General features: G+C 63.2%; 16 protein-coding genes and 1 other RNA gene. 8 read left to right on the top strand and 9 right to left on the bottom strand.

What is annotated here, in order from left to right:
- Positions 1-34 precede the first annotated feature (34 nt).
- From FJ434_RS12720 to FJ434_RS12710, 3 genes are all read right to left on the bottom strand, one after another.
- A complete protein-coding gene (locus FJ434_RS12720; RefSeq protein ID WP_140747397.1) occupies positions 35-916 on the bottom strand; it encodes an RNA polymerase sigma factor in 882 nt (293 codons plus the stop codon).
- A gap of 31 nt (positions 917-947) precedes the next feature.
- Entirely contained in the window at positions 948-1253 is a 306-nt protein-coding gene (locus tag FJ434_RS12715; protein WP_140502469.1) for a hypothetical protein, read from the bottom strand.
- A 104-nt stretch (positions 1254-1357) separates the two neighbouring features.
- Positions 1358-1789 (bottom strand): helix-turn-helix domain-containing protein, encoded by a 432-nt coding sequence (locus FJ434_RS12710; RefSeq protein WP_181165910.1) that lies wholly within the window; start codon positions 1787-1789, stop codon positions 1358-1360.
- 164 nt (positions 1790-1953) lie between these two features.
- Here FJ434_RS12710 and FJ434_RS12705 point away from each other — a divergent pair, with 164 nt between their 5' ends.
- Positions 1954-3756 carry a chloride channel protein gene (locus tag FJ434_RS12705; RefSeq protein ID WP_140502470.1) on the top strand — a complete coding sequence of 601 codons (1803 nt, stop codon included), beginning with the start codon at positions 1954-1956 and terminating at the stop codon, positions 3754-3756.
- Between the two features lies 1 nt (position 3757).
- Here FJ434_RS12705 and FJ434_RS12700 read toward each other — a convergent pair whose 3' ends face one another.
- From FJ434_RS12700 to FJ434_RS12685, 4 genes are all read right to left on the bottom strand, one after another.
- A complete protein-coding gene (locus FJ434_RS12700) occupies positions 3758-3982 on the bottom strand; it encodes a ribbon-helix-helix domain-containing protein (protein WP_140502472.1) in 225 nt (74 codons plus the stop codon).
- Complete coding sequence (locus FJ434_RS12695) at positions 3979-4230, bottom strand: DUF4169 family protein (RefSeq protein ID WP_140747394.1); 252 nt, start codon at positions 4228-4230, stop codon at positions 3979-3981. Before FJ434_RS12695 ends, FJ434_RS12700 begins: the two co-directional genes overlap by 4 nt.
- 11 nt (positions 4231-4241) lie before the next feature.
- Entirely contained in the window at positions 4242-4778 is a 537-nt protein-coding gene (locus FJ434_RS12690) for an SspB family protein (protein WP_140747391.1), read from the bottom strand.
- 146 nt (positions 4779-4924) lie between these two features.
- On the bottom strand, positions 4925-5614 hold the full coding sequence (locus FJ434_RS12685) for a TetR/AcrR family transcriptional regulator (RefSeq protein WP_140747388.1): 690 nt from the start codon (positions 5612-5614) through the stop codon (positions 4925-4927).
- A 184-nt stretch (positions 5615-5798) separates the two neighbouring features.
- Here FJ434_RS12685 and FJ434_RS12680 point away from each other — a divergent pair, with 184 nt between their 5' ends.
- Entirely contained in the window at positions 5799-7004 is a 1206-nt protein-coding gene (locus FJ434_RS12680) for a multidrug effflux MFS transporter (protein ID WP_140747385.1), read from the top strand.
- Positions 7005-7146: 142 nt separating this feature from the next.
- Here the strand turns inward: FJ434_RS12680 and FJ434_RS12675 are convergent, their stop codons facing one another.
- Positions 7147-7584, bottom strand: a complete 438-nt coding sequence (locus FJ434_RS12675; protein ID WP_140502479.1) for a VOC family protein — start codon at positions 7582-7584, stop codon at positions 7147-7149.
- Positions 7585-7912: 328 nt separating this feature from the next.
- Positions 7913-8273, bottom strand: a transfer-messenger RNA (tmRNA) gene (ssrA, locus tag FJ434_RS12665).
- A gap of 167 nt (positions 8274-8440) precedes the next feature.
- Here ssrA and FJ434_RS12660 point away from each other — a divergent pair.
- The 6 genes from FJ434_RS12660 to FJ434_RS12635 all read left to right on the top strand — a co-directional run bounded on the left by FJ434_RS12660 (position 8441) and on the right by FJ434_RS12635 (position 13010).
- On the top strand, positions 8441-8752 hold the full coding sequence (locus FJ434_RS12660) for a DUF2853 family protein (protein ID WP_140502480.1): 312 nt from the start codon (positions 8441-8443) through the stop codon (positions 8750-8752).
- Between the two features lie 173 nt (positions 8753-8925).
- On the top strand, positions 8926-9720 hold the full coding sequence (locus FJ434_RS12655) for a thymidylate synthase (protein WP_140747746.1): 795 nt from the start codon (positions 8926-8928) through the stop codon (positions 9718-9720).
- A gap of 240 nt (positions 9721-9960) precedes the next feature.
- Positions 9961-10755, top strand: coding sequence for a molybdate ABC transporter substrate-binding protein (gene modA, locus FJ434_RS12650; protein WP_140502481.1), 795 nt, complete (start codon positions 9961-9963; stop codon positions 10753-10755).
- Between the two features lie 26 nt (positions 10756-10781).
- A complete protein-coding gene (gene modB, locus FJ434_RS12645; RefSeq protein WP_027141703.1) occupies positions 10782-11486 on the top strand; it encodes a molybdate ABC transporter permease subunit in 705 nt (234 codons plus the stop codon).
- Complete coding sequence (gene modC / locus FJ434_RS12640; RefSeq protein ID WP_140747382.1) at positions 11483-12595, top strand: molybdenum ABC transporter ATP-binding protein; 1113 nt, start codon at positions 11483-11485, stop codon at positions 12593-12595. Before modB ends, modC begins: the two co-directional genes overlap by 4 nt.
- A 73-nt stretch (positions 12596-12668) precedes the next feature.
- The gene (locus FJ434_RS12635; RefSeq protein WP_127279684.1) at positions 12669-13010 is read left to right on the top strand and encodes a winged helix-turn-helix domain-containing protein; all 342 of its coding nucleotides are present in this window, start codon (positions 12669-12671) and stop codon (positions 13008-13010) included.
- Positions 13011-13050: the final 40 nt, after the last annotated feature.

Raw genomic sequence — 13050 nt, 5'->3', positions numbered from 1 at the left:
GGGCTTTCCGGTTGCTCGCCGTCTCGCAATCGTCTCAAAGAAGAAACGTTTCGGCGCCGTCAGCGACGTATCTGGCGTGGCGGAAGTCGCGGATGGTGGCAAGCTTGTCGCCCTGCCAACCCAGCAGGATGAAGTATGTCGGCGCTGCCCCAGGGTCGTTGGGATCACGCACGAGGATTGCCGGACGGTCTTCGACGAAACCAGGCGCGAAATGCCAATCCCGCACCCGGGAATAATTGCCGAAATAGGTGGCCACCTCCTTGCGGTCGTTCAGCCTTGCCCTGGCCACCAGTTCCAGCCGCACTTCATCGGCCAGCATGTCCCGCACGGCGTCGAAATCACGGGCGTTGAAGCGATCGACATAGGTGTCGAGCAACAGGCGCTCCGATGCACTCAGCCTGGGAACAGGACGATCGTCCTGTTCATTGGCGAACTGGCGCAACCGGCCTCGGCCACGGTGCAGCGCGGCCTTGATCGCGGGGATGCTGGTGTCGAGCATGGTGCTGATCTCCTGCAGCGAATAGCCCAGGACGTCCATCATGATGACGCTGCTTCGTTGCGCGACGGGAAGGCGCATGAAACTGTGCAATCCGGCTGCCGCGGCCTGCCGGTCGGCGATGGAATTTGCCGGGTCGGCGATCATGTCCGGCTCCTCGTCGGAGAAGGCCCTCTCGCGGGCGCGGCGGCGCAGGAAATCGAGCGCCGCATTGTGGGCGATGCGGAACAGCCAGCCTTCGGGATTGGCGATCGGGCCGGCGTTGGGCAAGGCCTCGAATGCCTTGGCCAGCGCCTCCTGCAAGACGTCCTCGCCATCGACGACCGAGCCTGTCATGCGGGCGCAATAGCGGTGCAGCTTGGGGCGCAATTCGCCGAACAAGCGGTCGAAAGGCTCGCGGACTTCGCCTTGACTGTTCATGCACCGCCCGTTCTTGAGGTGGTTTATTCAGCTACTCGTCCAGCATCCGATAATGGCCCACCACTGTCATCACGTCACGGTGCGGCGGGTCGATGCAGCGATCCCTGATGCCATTTTGGAAGGCCTCGAAAGCGGCAAGCCCGGGGATGACATCGGCATGCTCGTCGGTTTCGATCTCGACGAGATGGACGAAAGTGCCGTCGCCGGAGCGCCAGGTCATGTAGCGAACGCCTTCCGGCGATTTGCCGCGCAGTTCCTCGAACACGGCCTTGACCAGGCGCTCGTTCTCGTCGGCCCGGTCCGGCTTCGTCTTATAGCGTATCAAATGGTGTTTCATCGCATCGGTTCCTCGGCTCTCACCTGTCCAGGACGCAGCGGCCAGGCCAAAGGATTCGGTTTCGAAAAAAATATTTCGGTATCGGCCCGCGCGGACGCCGGGCGTCAGTCTTGGCCCCCATCGAGCAGGCGCCGCAGCATGGGTTCTATGCGGGAGAGCTCGTCGAGATGCGCGGCCGACAGTTCGGCCAGGCAATCGTCGGCGCGTTCGGTCAGCCGCAGCAGTACGCGGCGATGATCGTCCTTGTCCTGATCTCGTGCGACCAGTCCTGCCTCGCCGAGGCGGTTGACCAGTTCGACGGCGCTGTGGTGGCGGATGCGCAGGCGTTCCGCCAGGTCGCCCACCGTCACCGGCCCGCCGCCCGGATAGCCCTTGATCGCCAGCAGCGCCTGGTGCTGGCGTGGGGTCAGGCCGGCACCCTCGGCCTGCACCTGGCTGAATTCGAGGAAGCGGCGGATCAGGTAGCGGAATTCGGACAGCCGCTCGTAGTCGGATTGCCTGATGGCGGGGCGTCGTGTCTTGGGTGACTGCGTCATATAGGAGATGTCTTCGTTTTCCGGAGAAAGCTCAAACGAAATTTCGGACGGAATGAGCTTGAACAGATATATCGTGTTACGATACATAGCCGACCGACAACCGGCTGGCCCCTTCGACCGTGCCGCAGAACCAGATACGGCCGCCGCCGGGAAGCAACGCAACCATGAAGACCCACAACTCCAATCCCGGTCATCTCAGGGATTTCACCACGGATGCCCGAGTGCTGCTCGTCGCCGCGATAGCGGTGGTGGTGGCGACCGCCGGGCTGTTTGCCGGCATCGTGCTGCTGAAGCTGATCCGGCTGGCCACCAACATCGCCTATTTCGGCCAGTTCTCGCTTGCCGAGCTGAAGCTGCAGGATACGCCGCTCGGGCTTGCCGCCGTCATCGTTCCGGTCATCGGCGCGCTGATCATCGGCCTGATGGCGCGCTATGGCAGCGAGAAGATCCGCGGTCACGGCATTCCCGAGGCGATCGAGGCGATCCTGCTCGGGCGTTCCAGACTGGACGCGAAGGTGGCAATCCTGAAGCCGCTGTCGTCGGCGATCTCGATCGGCTCCGGCGGGCCGTTCGGCGCCGAGGGGCCGATCATCATGACCGGCGGCGCCATCGGCTCGCTGATCGCGCAGATGCTGCCGGTCTCAGACACCGAGCGCAAGACGCTGCTGGTCGCGGGAGCGGCGGCCGGCATGACCACCGTGTTCGGCACGCCGATCGCGGCCATCATGCTGGCGGTGGAACTGCTTTTGTTCGAATGGACGCCGCGCAGCTTCATTCCCGTGGCGGTGGCGGCCATCGTGGCGGAGGTGGAGCGCACGATGCTGCATATGCCGGGGCCGATCTTTCCGTTCCAGGGCAGCATGGCGGTTTCCTTCCTCGGCCTTGGCGGCTGGGTGCTGGTCGGTATCTGCGCCGGTCTTTTGTCCGGGCTGCTGACGCAGATGGTCTATGCGTGCGAGGACGGCTTCCAGAAGCTGCCCATCCACTGGATGTGGTGGCCGATGCTCGGCGGCCTGGTGGTCGGCATAGGCGGATTGATCGACCCACGGGCGCTCGGCGTGGGGTATGACAACATCGCCGACATGCTGGACGGCCGCACGATCGCGACCGCGGCGCTCCTGCTGCTGGTGGTCAAGGCCGTGATCTGGTCGGTGGCGCTCGGCTCGGGAACCTCGGGCGGCGTGCTGGCGCCGCTGTTGATCATGGGTGGCGCAATGGGCGCGGTGCTTGCCGGGATCCTGCCGGCGGCGGACCCGGGCTTCTGGGCGCTGCTGGCCATGGCCGCCACCATGGGCGGCACAATGCGCGCGCCGCTGACAGCCACTTTCTTCGCCGTCGAGCTGACCGGCAACACGCATGTGCTGGTGCCGCTGATCGCGGCCTGTGCGGCGGCGCATGCCGTCACCGTGCTCCTGATGAAGCGTTCGATCCTGACCGAGAAGATCGCCAGGCGAGGGCACCACCTTGTGCGCGAATATCGCGTCGATCCATTCGCGCTCACCAGGGTGCGCGAGGTGATGACATCGGAAGTCGAGAGCGTGCCGGCGACGATGACGCTGCATGGCGCGGCCGCCTTCCTGACCGCGCCGGAAACCCGGCATCCGAGTTTTCCCGTGGTCGATGAAAACAGGCAGGTGCTCGGGCTCATCGATCCGCCGGCGATCCTGCGCTGGCGCCGCGCCGGCAAGCACCGGACGACGACGTTGGGGGAGTTGTTGGCCGGAAGCAAGGTGACGCTGGCCTATCCCGACGAATATCTGGAAGGTCTTTCGGACAAACTGTTGACGGCCAATGTCTCGCATCTGCCGGTCGTGGCGCGTGAGGACGGAAGGCTGGTCGGCTATGTCGGCTGGAAGGATCTGATGCGCGTGCGCTCGCGCAAGCAGGCCGAGGAGCGTGAGCGCTCGACCTTGCTCGGCTTCGGCACCAGACGCAGGAAAAAGGCAGACGTGGCTGACAGTGCCTAGTTCAGGCGTTCGTCCCGTGCTTCGCCCACTCCAGGACATAGAGCCTCAGCGCCGAGGACAGGTTGGCACCGCGCGGCCGGGTCTCGTCAATTTCGGCGACAAGGGCGGCGAGTGTCAGCTTTCTCGCCGCCGCGATGGCGAGGAGGTCGTCATAGAAGGGTTTTTCGAGGGAATAGCTGGTGCGATGGCCGCGAATGGTCACCGAGCGCTTTTCGACGGCGCTCATTGACCGTCAGATTGGCTGGAATCGTCAGATTGGCTGCGATCGTTAGGTTGGCTGGGGTTGCCTGGTTCGCCGGGCTTTTCGCGGTGATGGCCCGCGACGAACCTTTCGCTCTTGTCGGCGATCACACGGTCGCGTTGCTTTTCGGCCTTGGTGCGGCCGTGCAAGGCGCGATTCTGGCTGGCCATTTGTTCCTTGTCGGCTCGCGCCTTCTGTTTGCGGAGCTGACGAAGGTTGACGATATCGGCCATGGACCGCGAGCCTATTTCTTGCGGAAGGCGTCGAGCGAGACCACTTCTGCGCCCTTGGTGCCGGCATCGGCGGCGGCGGGCTTCTTCTCCGCTTCGGCGGAGGCCTTCTTCTCGGCCTTCGGCTTCTTCTCGGAGACGATGGTCAGCGGCTCGGGAGCCGGTGCTGCCGGTTCCTCGTCGGGCTGCGCGTCGGTCTTGACGTCGAATTCGAGTTCGAAATTGACCGAGGGATCGTAGAAGCCGCGCACGGCCGAGAACGGGATCTCGAGTTTCTCCGGCACGTCGGAGAAAGAGAGACCGACCTCGAAGCCGGTGTCGGTCACCTTCAGGTCCCAATACTGGAACTGGATGACGATGGTCATCTGCTCGGGATAGCGCTCGCGCAGGCGCGACGACACGCGCACGCCGGGCGCGCCGGTCAGGAAGGTGATGAAGAAATGATGATTGCCGGGGAGGCCGGTGCGCGCGACCTCGGCCAGGACCTTGCGCATGACGCCGCGCAACGCCTCCTGGGCCAGAATGTCGTAGCGGATGTGGTCGTCGGCCATGAGGTGGTCGGGTTCCGTTGAATCGTCCGCATAGCTGTAATCAAGCTTGGGCGCGGCGTAAACCTGATATAGACCGCCGCCGCGCCGAAGCGAAGACTATTGCCAACGATTTGATCGGCAAGGCGGCTTCGCCGCAACCGCAAATGTTATGCGTTAGCCAGCGCAGTGTGCTTTTTCGCGCCGGCCGGGGAAGGGCGCTTGCCGAAAGCGCGCAGGAAGGTGCGCACGCCGTTCGTTGCCGATTGCACCACCTCGTCCTCGCGCGGCGTGCCGCCAAGCATGAAGGTGGTCTGCAATTCGGCATTGACGAGACCGAGGAACTGGCGTGCCGCGACGTCGGGATCGTCGATCGTGAGATGGCCGCTATAGGCGAGGCGGGCGAAACGGGCGGCGATTGCCGGCCATGTCCGGCCCGGGCCCTGTTTACGCCACTCGGCAAAGAGCTCGGGATAGCGCTCGCCTTCGGTCTGGATAAGCTTGCGCAGGAATTTTCCGTCGCGGTTGCAGATGCAATTCTGGTTCAGGCGCACGGCAAAACCGATCAGGTCCGCTTCGATATCCCCGGGCTGATCGGGGAAGGTGGCAATGGTGGCGAAGATGCCGGCGTTGCAGCGCTCGGTCAGGTCGCGCACGACGGCGATGAACAGCTTTTCCTTGTCGCCATGGTGGTTGTAGACGGTCTGGCGTGACACGCCCGCCTCAATCGCGATCAGGTCGATGTTGGCACCGGCGAAGCCTTCTCGGCAGAACACTCCGGCGGCGGCGTCGACGATCGACAGGCGCTTGGCCTCGTGGCCGCGTGGCGGGAAAGTGTCAGGAGAAACGCCCGGTCTCATGAAAATCTATATAGAGGTGATTGACGATTTAGACAAGTCTGTCTAAATTTGTGGACACGACATAAGGGGATTTCACTCCAGAGGGACGAATAAATTCTCCCCAGGAGTCGGAATCCCACGGGATGGAACGTCCTGGGGTAGACGTCGCCTGGCGGCGATAACCAGATCGAAAGAAGCCAATATCATGAGTCCCAAATTCCTCCGCATCGCGGTCGTACTCGGCCTGTTGTCCGCCATCGGCCCGTTCGCCATCGACATGTATCTGCCCGCACTGCCGTCGATCGGCACAGATCTGCATGCCGGCACCGCCGCCGTGCAGATGAGCCTTTTGATCTTCTTCCTGTCGATGGGCTTCGGCCAGATCGTCGTTGGGCCGATCTCCGACATGGTCGGCCGCAAGCTGCCGCTCTATGGCGGCCTGGCGCTGTTCATGGTCGGCGGCATCGGCTCGGCAATGGCGCCGACCATCGAGTGGCTGATCGCCTTCCGCTTCCTGCAAGGTCTTGGCGCCAGCGCCGGCATGGCCATTCCGCGCGCCATCGTGCGTGATCTGCACACCGGCAATGAGGCCGCCAAGCTGATGTCGCTGCTGATGCTGGTGTTTTCGGTGTCGCCGATCCTGGCGCCGCTGACCGGCAGCCAGATCATCGAGAATTTCGGCTGGCGCGCCGTATTCTGGACGGTGACCGGCGCGGCCGTGCTCGCCACCATTCTCCTGGCCACCTCGCTGAAAGAGACGCGGCCGGCGGAAGAACGGGTCGGTTCCTCCTTCGGAACCGCGCTCGCCGGCTACCGCTTCCTGATGGGCGACCGTAATTTCCTCGGCCTGGTGGCGATCGCCGGCTTCGGCATTGCGAGCTTCTTCGTCTACCTGTCGAGCTCGTCCTTCATCCTGATCGACCATTATGGGCTGTCGCCTTCGGTCTATAGCGTGTTCTTCTCGATCAATGCGGTTGCCTTCATCGGCATGTCGCAACTGACCGGCCTGCTTTCCGAACGGTTCGGGCTGAAGCGCGTGGTGTGGGTGGCGGTGACCGGCTACGCCACGACGATGGTTGTGCTGTTCGCCATCATGGCGACGGGCGTCGACCGGCTCGATGTGATGGCGGCCCTGCTGTTCGTCGGCTACGGCTTCCTCGGCCTGGTTATCCCGACCACATCGGTGTTGGCGATGGAAGAGCATGGCGAGATCGCCGGCACGGCGTCGGCACTGATGGGCACGCTGCACTTTGCCATCGGCGCGCTTGCCATGGGCGTTGCCGGCGTGTTCTTCGACGGCACGCCGTTTCCGATGGTCGCCGGCATCACGCTCTGCGCGGTGATATCGTTCGCGCTGGCGAAGGTCACGCTTGGCCGCTCGCGGGAAGCCGTCGAAGCGCCGGCGGAATAGGCAAACCCTCGATGAATCAGGAAAGGCCGGGTCGATCCCGGCCTTTTTTGTGCCGGAGGCATTGCGGACGACACAAGCTGCAGTCGTTTGTCCCGGCGCAAAAACCGGCGTTTGCCCGGGGTTCACGACTGCTCTCTGGCGCTCAGCTGAGTTCCTGGGCGAGTCCGATGAGAAGCCCTTCGGGCCCACGGATGTAGCAGAGCCGATACACATCCTTATACCGGACCACTTCACCCACGAGCTGCGCGCCGCGCGTGCGGAGCCGTTCAAGCGTATCGTCGATGTCGTCCACGGTGAACATGACGCGGAGGTAGCCCAGGGCGTTGACCGGGGCATTCCGGTGATCCGCGACGACAGGCGGCGTGAGGAAGCGGGAGAGCTCCAGCCGGCTGTGGCCGTCCGGCGTGCGCATCATGGCAATCTCGACATGCTGATCGCCCAGTCCGGTGACACGCCCGGCCCATTCTCCTTCGATCGTGGCCCGCCCTTCGAGCTCGAGGCCGAGTTCGCGAAAGAAATCGATCGTCACTCCGAGGTCCTCGACGACGATTCCTACATTGTCCATCCGCTTGAGCGCCATGTTTCCGATCTCCAAGATGTCGGTTCAATCCACAAGGTTTCGCCGGGTTCCAACAACGCGCATGAAAGGCCGGGCCGGTGGTCCGGCGCTTTATGCTCGCGATGTCAGCGACAATCCAGCCGCGTCGAGGAGGAAGCGCACGCGCTCCTCGACTGGCGCCAGCGGCAAGGTCACCAATTCGTAGCCAAGTTCGGCACAAACGCCGGCCACTGATTGGCAAGTGCGCTCGGCCTCGTCGAGCGTTTGCCTGCGCTCTTCGTCCTGGGTGAAGAGGCGCGAAGTTTCGTCGGCACGAGCCGTTGTGCGTGACGCAAATTGAAGGGGGAGAAGTGGAGGTTTCTGTTGCCAGGTACCTCCGAACCCCGCCTAGAAGTGCGAACCCCTAGGGCTTGATTTGAAGCTATCGCACTGCATTAAGCAGCGAGACGTGCTTCCGCATAGTTGTCGTTGGCAACTATAAGTTTAGCCCGATAACGGTGGTACAATGCCGGGCAAAAGTACGATCTTTACACCTTCGTCGATCCTATTTCGCCCCCAGCAAAAACCGCCCTATCGTCGACAGCGGCTTTTGGTGGAGGCGCCGGGTACCGCCCCCGGGTCCGAACGGCTTATTTCATCGCCCATTTATCGCCATAGTCGGTCAAGCCGACAAAACGAATATAGGGGGCGTTGCGTGGAAATGAAAGGCCGCAATGGTGGTTTGTCCCTGTGTCAAATCGCGACGCCGAGGGTTGACTTGGGCGCGGTCTCAACCGAAGCTTTGCGAGCGGTGAGGAGTTACCGACCTAGCGCACAAGTTGCCAAGCGCCACAGCCCTCATCGATCGGATCCGTGGCGCCGACGAGGGGGAATTTTGATGGCCGACTATCTTGCGGATGTGAAGAAGTATGACGCCGCGGCAAACGCCGATGCGGTCGAAAAGATCGTCAAGCATCTCGGCATTGCGCTGAGGAACCGCGATTCCTCGCTGGTGTCCTGCACGGACCCAAAGGAATTGGCGCGGGTCAAGGAGAGCTGGGTGGCCAAGAAGCTCGGCGTCAGCGACGGGGCGAAAGCCGACGCTGCGATCGAGAAGACCTGCAAGGCGATGCACGCCGACAACACCAAGAACCGCGTGACCTTTTACTATCTGGTGGCCAAGGATCTGGGCAAGCTCAGCTCCCTCTAGGACTTTTTTGGGTCACTCCATTCTGGCGGCCGGCTGGCGACTTTCCGCGTTTCCGGTTCGCCAGAGCAAGCGCTGAAACAGTTTCTCCCCTGGATGAGGAAACTTCAGACAAGCGTGGCGTCAGCGCCTACATGCGCTATGATCGGCGAAATCTCGAATCGAGCCCGGAACCGATGCGCCAGTATCTCGACCTCTTGCAGCACGTGCTCGACAACGGCGCCGATCGCGGCGACCGTACCGGTACCGGCACGCGCTCCGTCTTCGGCTACCAGATGCGCTTCGATCTCGCGCGCGGTTTTCCGGTCACCACCACCAAGAAGCTGCACCTGAAGTCGATCATCCATGAACTGCTGTGGTTCCTGGCCGGCGACACCAACATCAAGTACTTGACGGACCATGGCGTTTCGATCTGGGACGAATGGGCCGACGAGAATGGCGACCTTGGTCCGGTCTACGGCAAGCAGTGGCGGTCCTGGCCGGACGGCCACGGCGGTTCGATAGACCAGATCGCCAATCTTCTCAAGGAGATCCGCCGCAATCCTCAATCGCGGCGACTGATCGTCTCGGCCTGGAATCCCGCCGAGGTGGAAGCCATGGCGTTGCCGCCTTGCCACAGCCTGTTCCAGTTCTACGTGTCCGAAGGCCGGCTTTCCTGCCAGCTCTACCAGCGCTCCGCCGACATCTTCCTCGGCGTGCCGTTCAACATCGCGTCCTATGCGCTGCTGACGCTGATGGTGGCGCAGGTGACGGGGCTGAAGCCAGGCGATTTCGTCCACACGCTCGGCGACGCGCATCTCTACTCTAATCATTTCGAGCAGGCGCGCGAACAGTTGCAGCGCACGCCGAGGGCGCTGCCGACGATGTGGATCAATCCGGAAGTGAAGGACCTGTTCGCCTTCCGCTTCGAGGATTTCCGGCTGGAAAACTATGTCGCCGATGCCTCGATCAAGGCGCCGATAGCGGTCTGAGCCGCGGCTTTTCAGTCGATGCCGACCATCACGTCCGAAGCCTTGACCACGGCATAGGCCTCCTTACCCTTTTTTCGAGCTTGAGGTCGCGACGGCTTCGTTGGCGATCGAAGATCTTAGCAGAACACCCTCGAACAGGTGCATTCCGGCAATGCCAGGCCTTCCCTTGTTATATCCATGCGGATATATCGGTCTGCAGGCTTCGAGCCGACCGGATTTCAAACCCAGGGAGAGTTTTCGGTGACGCGCAAAGGTTTCGGGTTGAGGACGATCGCCATTAGCGGTTTTGCAGCGGCGTTGATGGCGGCTATGCCGGCAGCGCACGCGGAGGACAAGGTCGTGGTGTTCGCGGCTGCCAGCCTCAAGGACGCGCTCGACGCGGTGAACAAGGCCTGCGAAGCCGATGTCGGCGAGGCCGCGACCGTCTCCTATGCCGCGAGTTCGGCGCTGGCCAAGCAGATCGAGGGCGGGGCACCGGCCGACGTCTTCATCCCGGCCGATCTCGACTGGATGAAATATCTCTCCGACAAAAAGCTGACCAGGCCCAATACGGAAGTGAAGTTGCTCGGCAACAAGATCGTGCTGGTGGCGCCGAAGGATTCGACTGTCGAAGCCAAGATCGAGAAGGGCTTCGACCTCGCCAAGCTGGTCGGCGACGGCAAACTCGCCATGGGCGACTTCAAGGCCGTGCCGGCCGGCAAATACGGCAAGGCGGCACTCGAATCGCTCGGCGTCTGGTCCTCGGTCGAGGGCAAGGTGGCGCAGGCCGAGAATGTCCGTGCGGCCCTGAAGCTGGTTTCGACCGGCGAAGCAGCCCTCGGTATCGTCTATGCCACCGACGCGCACGCCGAAAAGGGCGTCAAGGTGGTCGGCACCTTCCCAGAGGATTCACACCCGCCGATCATCTATCCGGTTGCCCAGACCGCCGATTCGAAGGACAAGGATACACCGGCCTTCCTGAAGTGCCTGCAATCCGCCAAGGCCGGCGCACTCTTTAGGGAACAGGGTTTTACCGTGCTCACGCCGAGCAACTGAGCTCGAAAAGGCCCCGATACCGCAACATGACCTGGCTGCTGGACCTCACTCCCGACGAATGGAATGCGGTCCGGCTGTCCATCAAGGTGGCGACGGCTGCGATGCTGGCCAGTCTGCCGCCGGGCATAGCGATCGCGCTGCTGCTTGCCCGGGGGAAATTCTGGGGCAAGACACTGCTCAACGGGCTGGTGCATCTGCCGCTGATCCTGCCCCCCGTGGTGACCGGTTATCTCTTGCTTTTGACTTTCGGCAGGCGCGGCCCGGCCGGTGCATTCCTCGCCGAACATTTCGGCATCGTCTTCTCGTTTCGCTGGACGGGTGCCGCCCTTGCCTGCGGCGTCATGGGCTTTCCCCTGATGGTGCGCGCGATTCGGCTGTCGATCGAGGCGGTGGACCGCAAGATGGAGGCGGCCGCGGGCACGCTCGGCGCCAACCCTCTGTGGGTGTTCGGCACCATCACGCTGCCGCTGATCCTGCCCGGGCTGATCGCCGGCGCCATCCTGTCCTTCGCCAAGGCGATGGGCGAGTTCGGCGCCACGATCACTTTTGTCTCCAATATCCCCAACGAGACGCAGACGCTGCCGACGGCAATCTACACCTTTACCCAGGTGCCGGGCGGCGACGAAGGGGCGCTGCGGCTGACGCTGATTTCCATCATCATTTCGATGGCGGCACTGGTCGCCTCGGAAGTGTTGGCGCGGCGCGTCGGCCGGCGGATGGACATCGAATGAGCGTCCTTGTCGACATCGGACATCGGCTTGGCGATTTCGCCATCGACGCCCACTTCGAGAGCGCCGGACGGCTGACGGCGCTGTTCGGGCCATCCGGTTCGGGCAAGACGACGCTGATCAACATGATTGCCGGGCTGATCCGGCCGGACCAGGGGCGCATCGAGGTCGACGGCCGCGTGCTGGCCGACACCGGTGCCGGCATTTTCGTGCCAAGGCACAAGCGCCGCATCGGCATGGTGTTCCAGGATGCGCGCCTGTTTCCGCATATGAGCGTGATGAGCAATCTGCGCTACGGCCGTTGGTTCACGCCAGCGGTGGAACGCTACGCGGATATGGACAGTGTTGTCGAACTGCTCGGCATCGGCCCGCTGCTTGGGCGACGGCCGGCAAAACTCTCGGGCGGCGAGAAACAACGCGTGGCGATCGGCAGAGCGCTGCTTGCCAGCCCCAGGCTGCTGCTCATGGACGAGCCGCTGGCCTCGCTCGACGAAGCCCGAAAGGCCGAGATCCTGCCCTATATCGAGCGGCTGCGCGACGAAACGAAGATCCCGATCGTCTATGTCAGCCATTCGGTTGCCGAGGTGGCGCGGCTGGCCAGCGACGTGGTGATGCTGGCGCAGGGCAAGGTCATCGCCAGCGGGCTGACCGAGGCAGTCATGCAAAGGCTCGACCTGTTGCCGGCCGAAGAGCGCGGCGAGGGTGGCGCCGTGCTGGATACGAAGGTGCTGCGTCACGACGAGACTTTCGGCATGACCGTGCTCGGTTCGGTCGCCGGCGAGATCCGCGTGCCGCGCCTTGAGATGAAGCCCGGGGCTCCGGTGCGTATCCGCATTCGCGCTCGCGACGTGATGATCGCCACGGAAAAACCGACGGGCCTCAGTGCACTCAACATCTTGCCGGGCACTATCGTCGCGATCAGCCCGGGCGAAGGGCCGACGGTCGAGATCGGCATCGACTGCGATGGCGCAACCGTGCTGGCTCGCATCACGGAACAATCGCGGCAGGCGCTGAAGCTGCGGCTTGGCGACAAGGTCTTCGCGGTGGTCAAGACCGTGAGCTTCGACCGGGCGAACACCGGCGCCGGCTTGCCGCTCGAGGTCGACGGCTGACAGGGGTGGTGATCGCCGCTATATTGTTTTGGAATAACGGTCGCCGAAGCTGAAGCGATCGCGGAGGAGCAAAATGCCGTCGCTGAGCTTGCGGATAAATCTCGATCCGGACGGACGGATAGGCCCTGGCAAGATCGAGCTTCTGGAGCACATCGCCACGTTCGGTTCGATCTCGGCCGCCGCGCGCGGCATGGAGATGTCCTACAAGCACGCCTGGGATCTGGTCGAGGACATGAACCGGGTGTTCGGCAAGCCGCTGGTTTCGGCGCAGACCGGCGGCCGCAAGGGCGGCGGGGCGCAGCTGACGACGGTCGGCCTGGCGGTGGTCAGCCGCTTTCGCGCCATCGAGCGCGCGGCGTCCGCCGCGGCGGCGACGCATATGGATGCGCTGCAGGCCGAGATTGAAGCGGGGTAGGGAACAGTCAGTAGTCAGTAGTTGGTTGGCTTCACTACTC

The organism is Mesorhizobium sp. B2-5-13 (assembly GCF_006440535.1).
GTDB classification, from domain to species: Bacteria; Pseudomonadota; Alphaproteobacteria; order Rhizobiales; family Rhizobiaceae; genus Mesorhizobium; species Mesorhizobium salmacidum.
The sequence above is the reverse complement of the archived record's forward strand: the minus strand, read 5'-3'. Positions and strand labels throughout refer to the sequence as shown.

Excerpts from the sequence above, each read along its gene's own strand:
- FJ434_RS12635 (WP_127279684.1), top strand. The coding sequence starts at position 12,669 with ATGCCGTCGCTGAGCTTGCGGATAAATCTCGATCCGGACGGACGGATA.
- FJ434_RS12655 (WP_140747746.1), top strand. The coding sequence starts at position 8,926 with ATGCGCCAGTATCTCGACCTCTTGCAGCACGTGCTCGACAACGGCGCC.
- FJ434_RS12695 (WP_140747394.1), bottom strand. The coding sequence starts at position 4,230 with ATGGCCGATATCGTCAACCTTCGTCAGCTCCGCAAACAGAAGGCGCGA.
- FJ434_RS12720 (WP_140747397.1), bottom strand. The coding sequence starts at position 916 with ATGAACAGTCAAGGCGAAGTCCGCGAGCCTTTCGACCGCTTGTTCGGC.
- FJ434_RS12710 (WP_181165910.1), bottom strand. The coding sequence starts at position 1,789 with ATGACGCAGTCACCCAAGACACGACGCCCCGCCATCAGGCAATCCGAC.
- FJ434_RS12680 (WP_140747385.1), top strand. The coding sequence starts at position 5,799 with ATGAGTCCCAAATTCCTCCGCATCGCGGTCGTACTCGGCCTGTTGTCC.
- FJ434_RS12715 (WP_140502469.1), bottom strand. The coding sequence starts at position 1,253 with ATGAAACACCATTTGATACGCTATAAGACGAAGCCGGACCGGGCCGAC.
- FJ434_RS12685 (WP_140747388.1), bottom strand. The coding sequence starts at position 5,614 with ATGAGACCGGGCGTTTCTCCTGACACTTTCCCGCCACGCGGCCACGAG.
- FJ434_RS12700 (WP_140502472.1), bottom strand. The coding sequence starts at position 3,982 with ATGAGCGCCGTCGAAAAGCGCTCGGTGACCATTCGCGGCCATCGCACC.
- FJ434_RS12660 (WP_140502480.1), top strand. The coding sequence starts at position 8,441 with ATGGCCGACTATCTTGCGGATGTGAAGAAGTATGACGCCGCGGCAAAC.
- FJ434_RS12690 (WP_140747391.1), bottom strand. The coding sequence starts at position 4,778 with ATGGCCGACGACCACATCCGCTACGACATTCTGGCCCAGGAGGCGTTG.
- FJ434_RS12675 (WP_140502479.1), bottom strand. The coding sequence starts at position 7,584 with ATGGCGCTCAAGCGGATGGACAATGTAGGAATCGTCGTCGAGGACCTC.
- modB (WP_027141703.1), top strand. The coding sequence starts at position 10,782 with ATGACCTGGCTGCTGGACCTCACTCCCGACGAATGGAATGCGGTCCGG.
- FJ434_RS12705 (WP_140502470.1), top strand. The coding sequence starts at position 1,954 with ATGAAGACCCACAACTCCAATCCCGGTCATCTCAGGGATTTCACCACG.
- modC (WP_140747382.1), top strand. The coding sequence starts at position 11,483 with ATGAGCGTCCTTGTCGACATCGGACATCGGCTTGGCGATTTCGCCATC.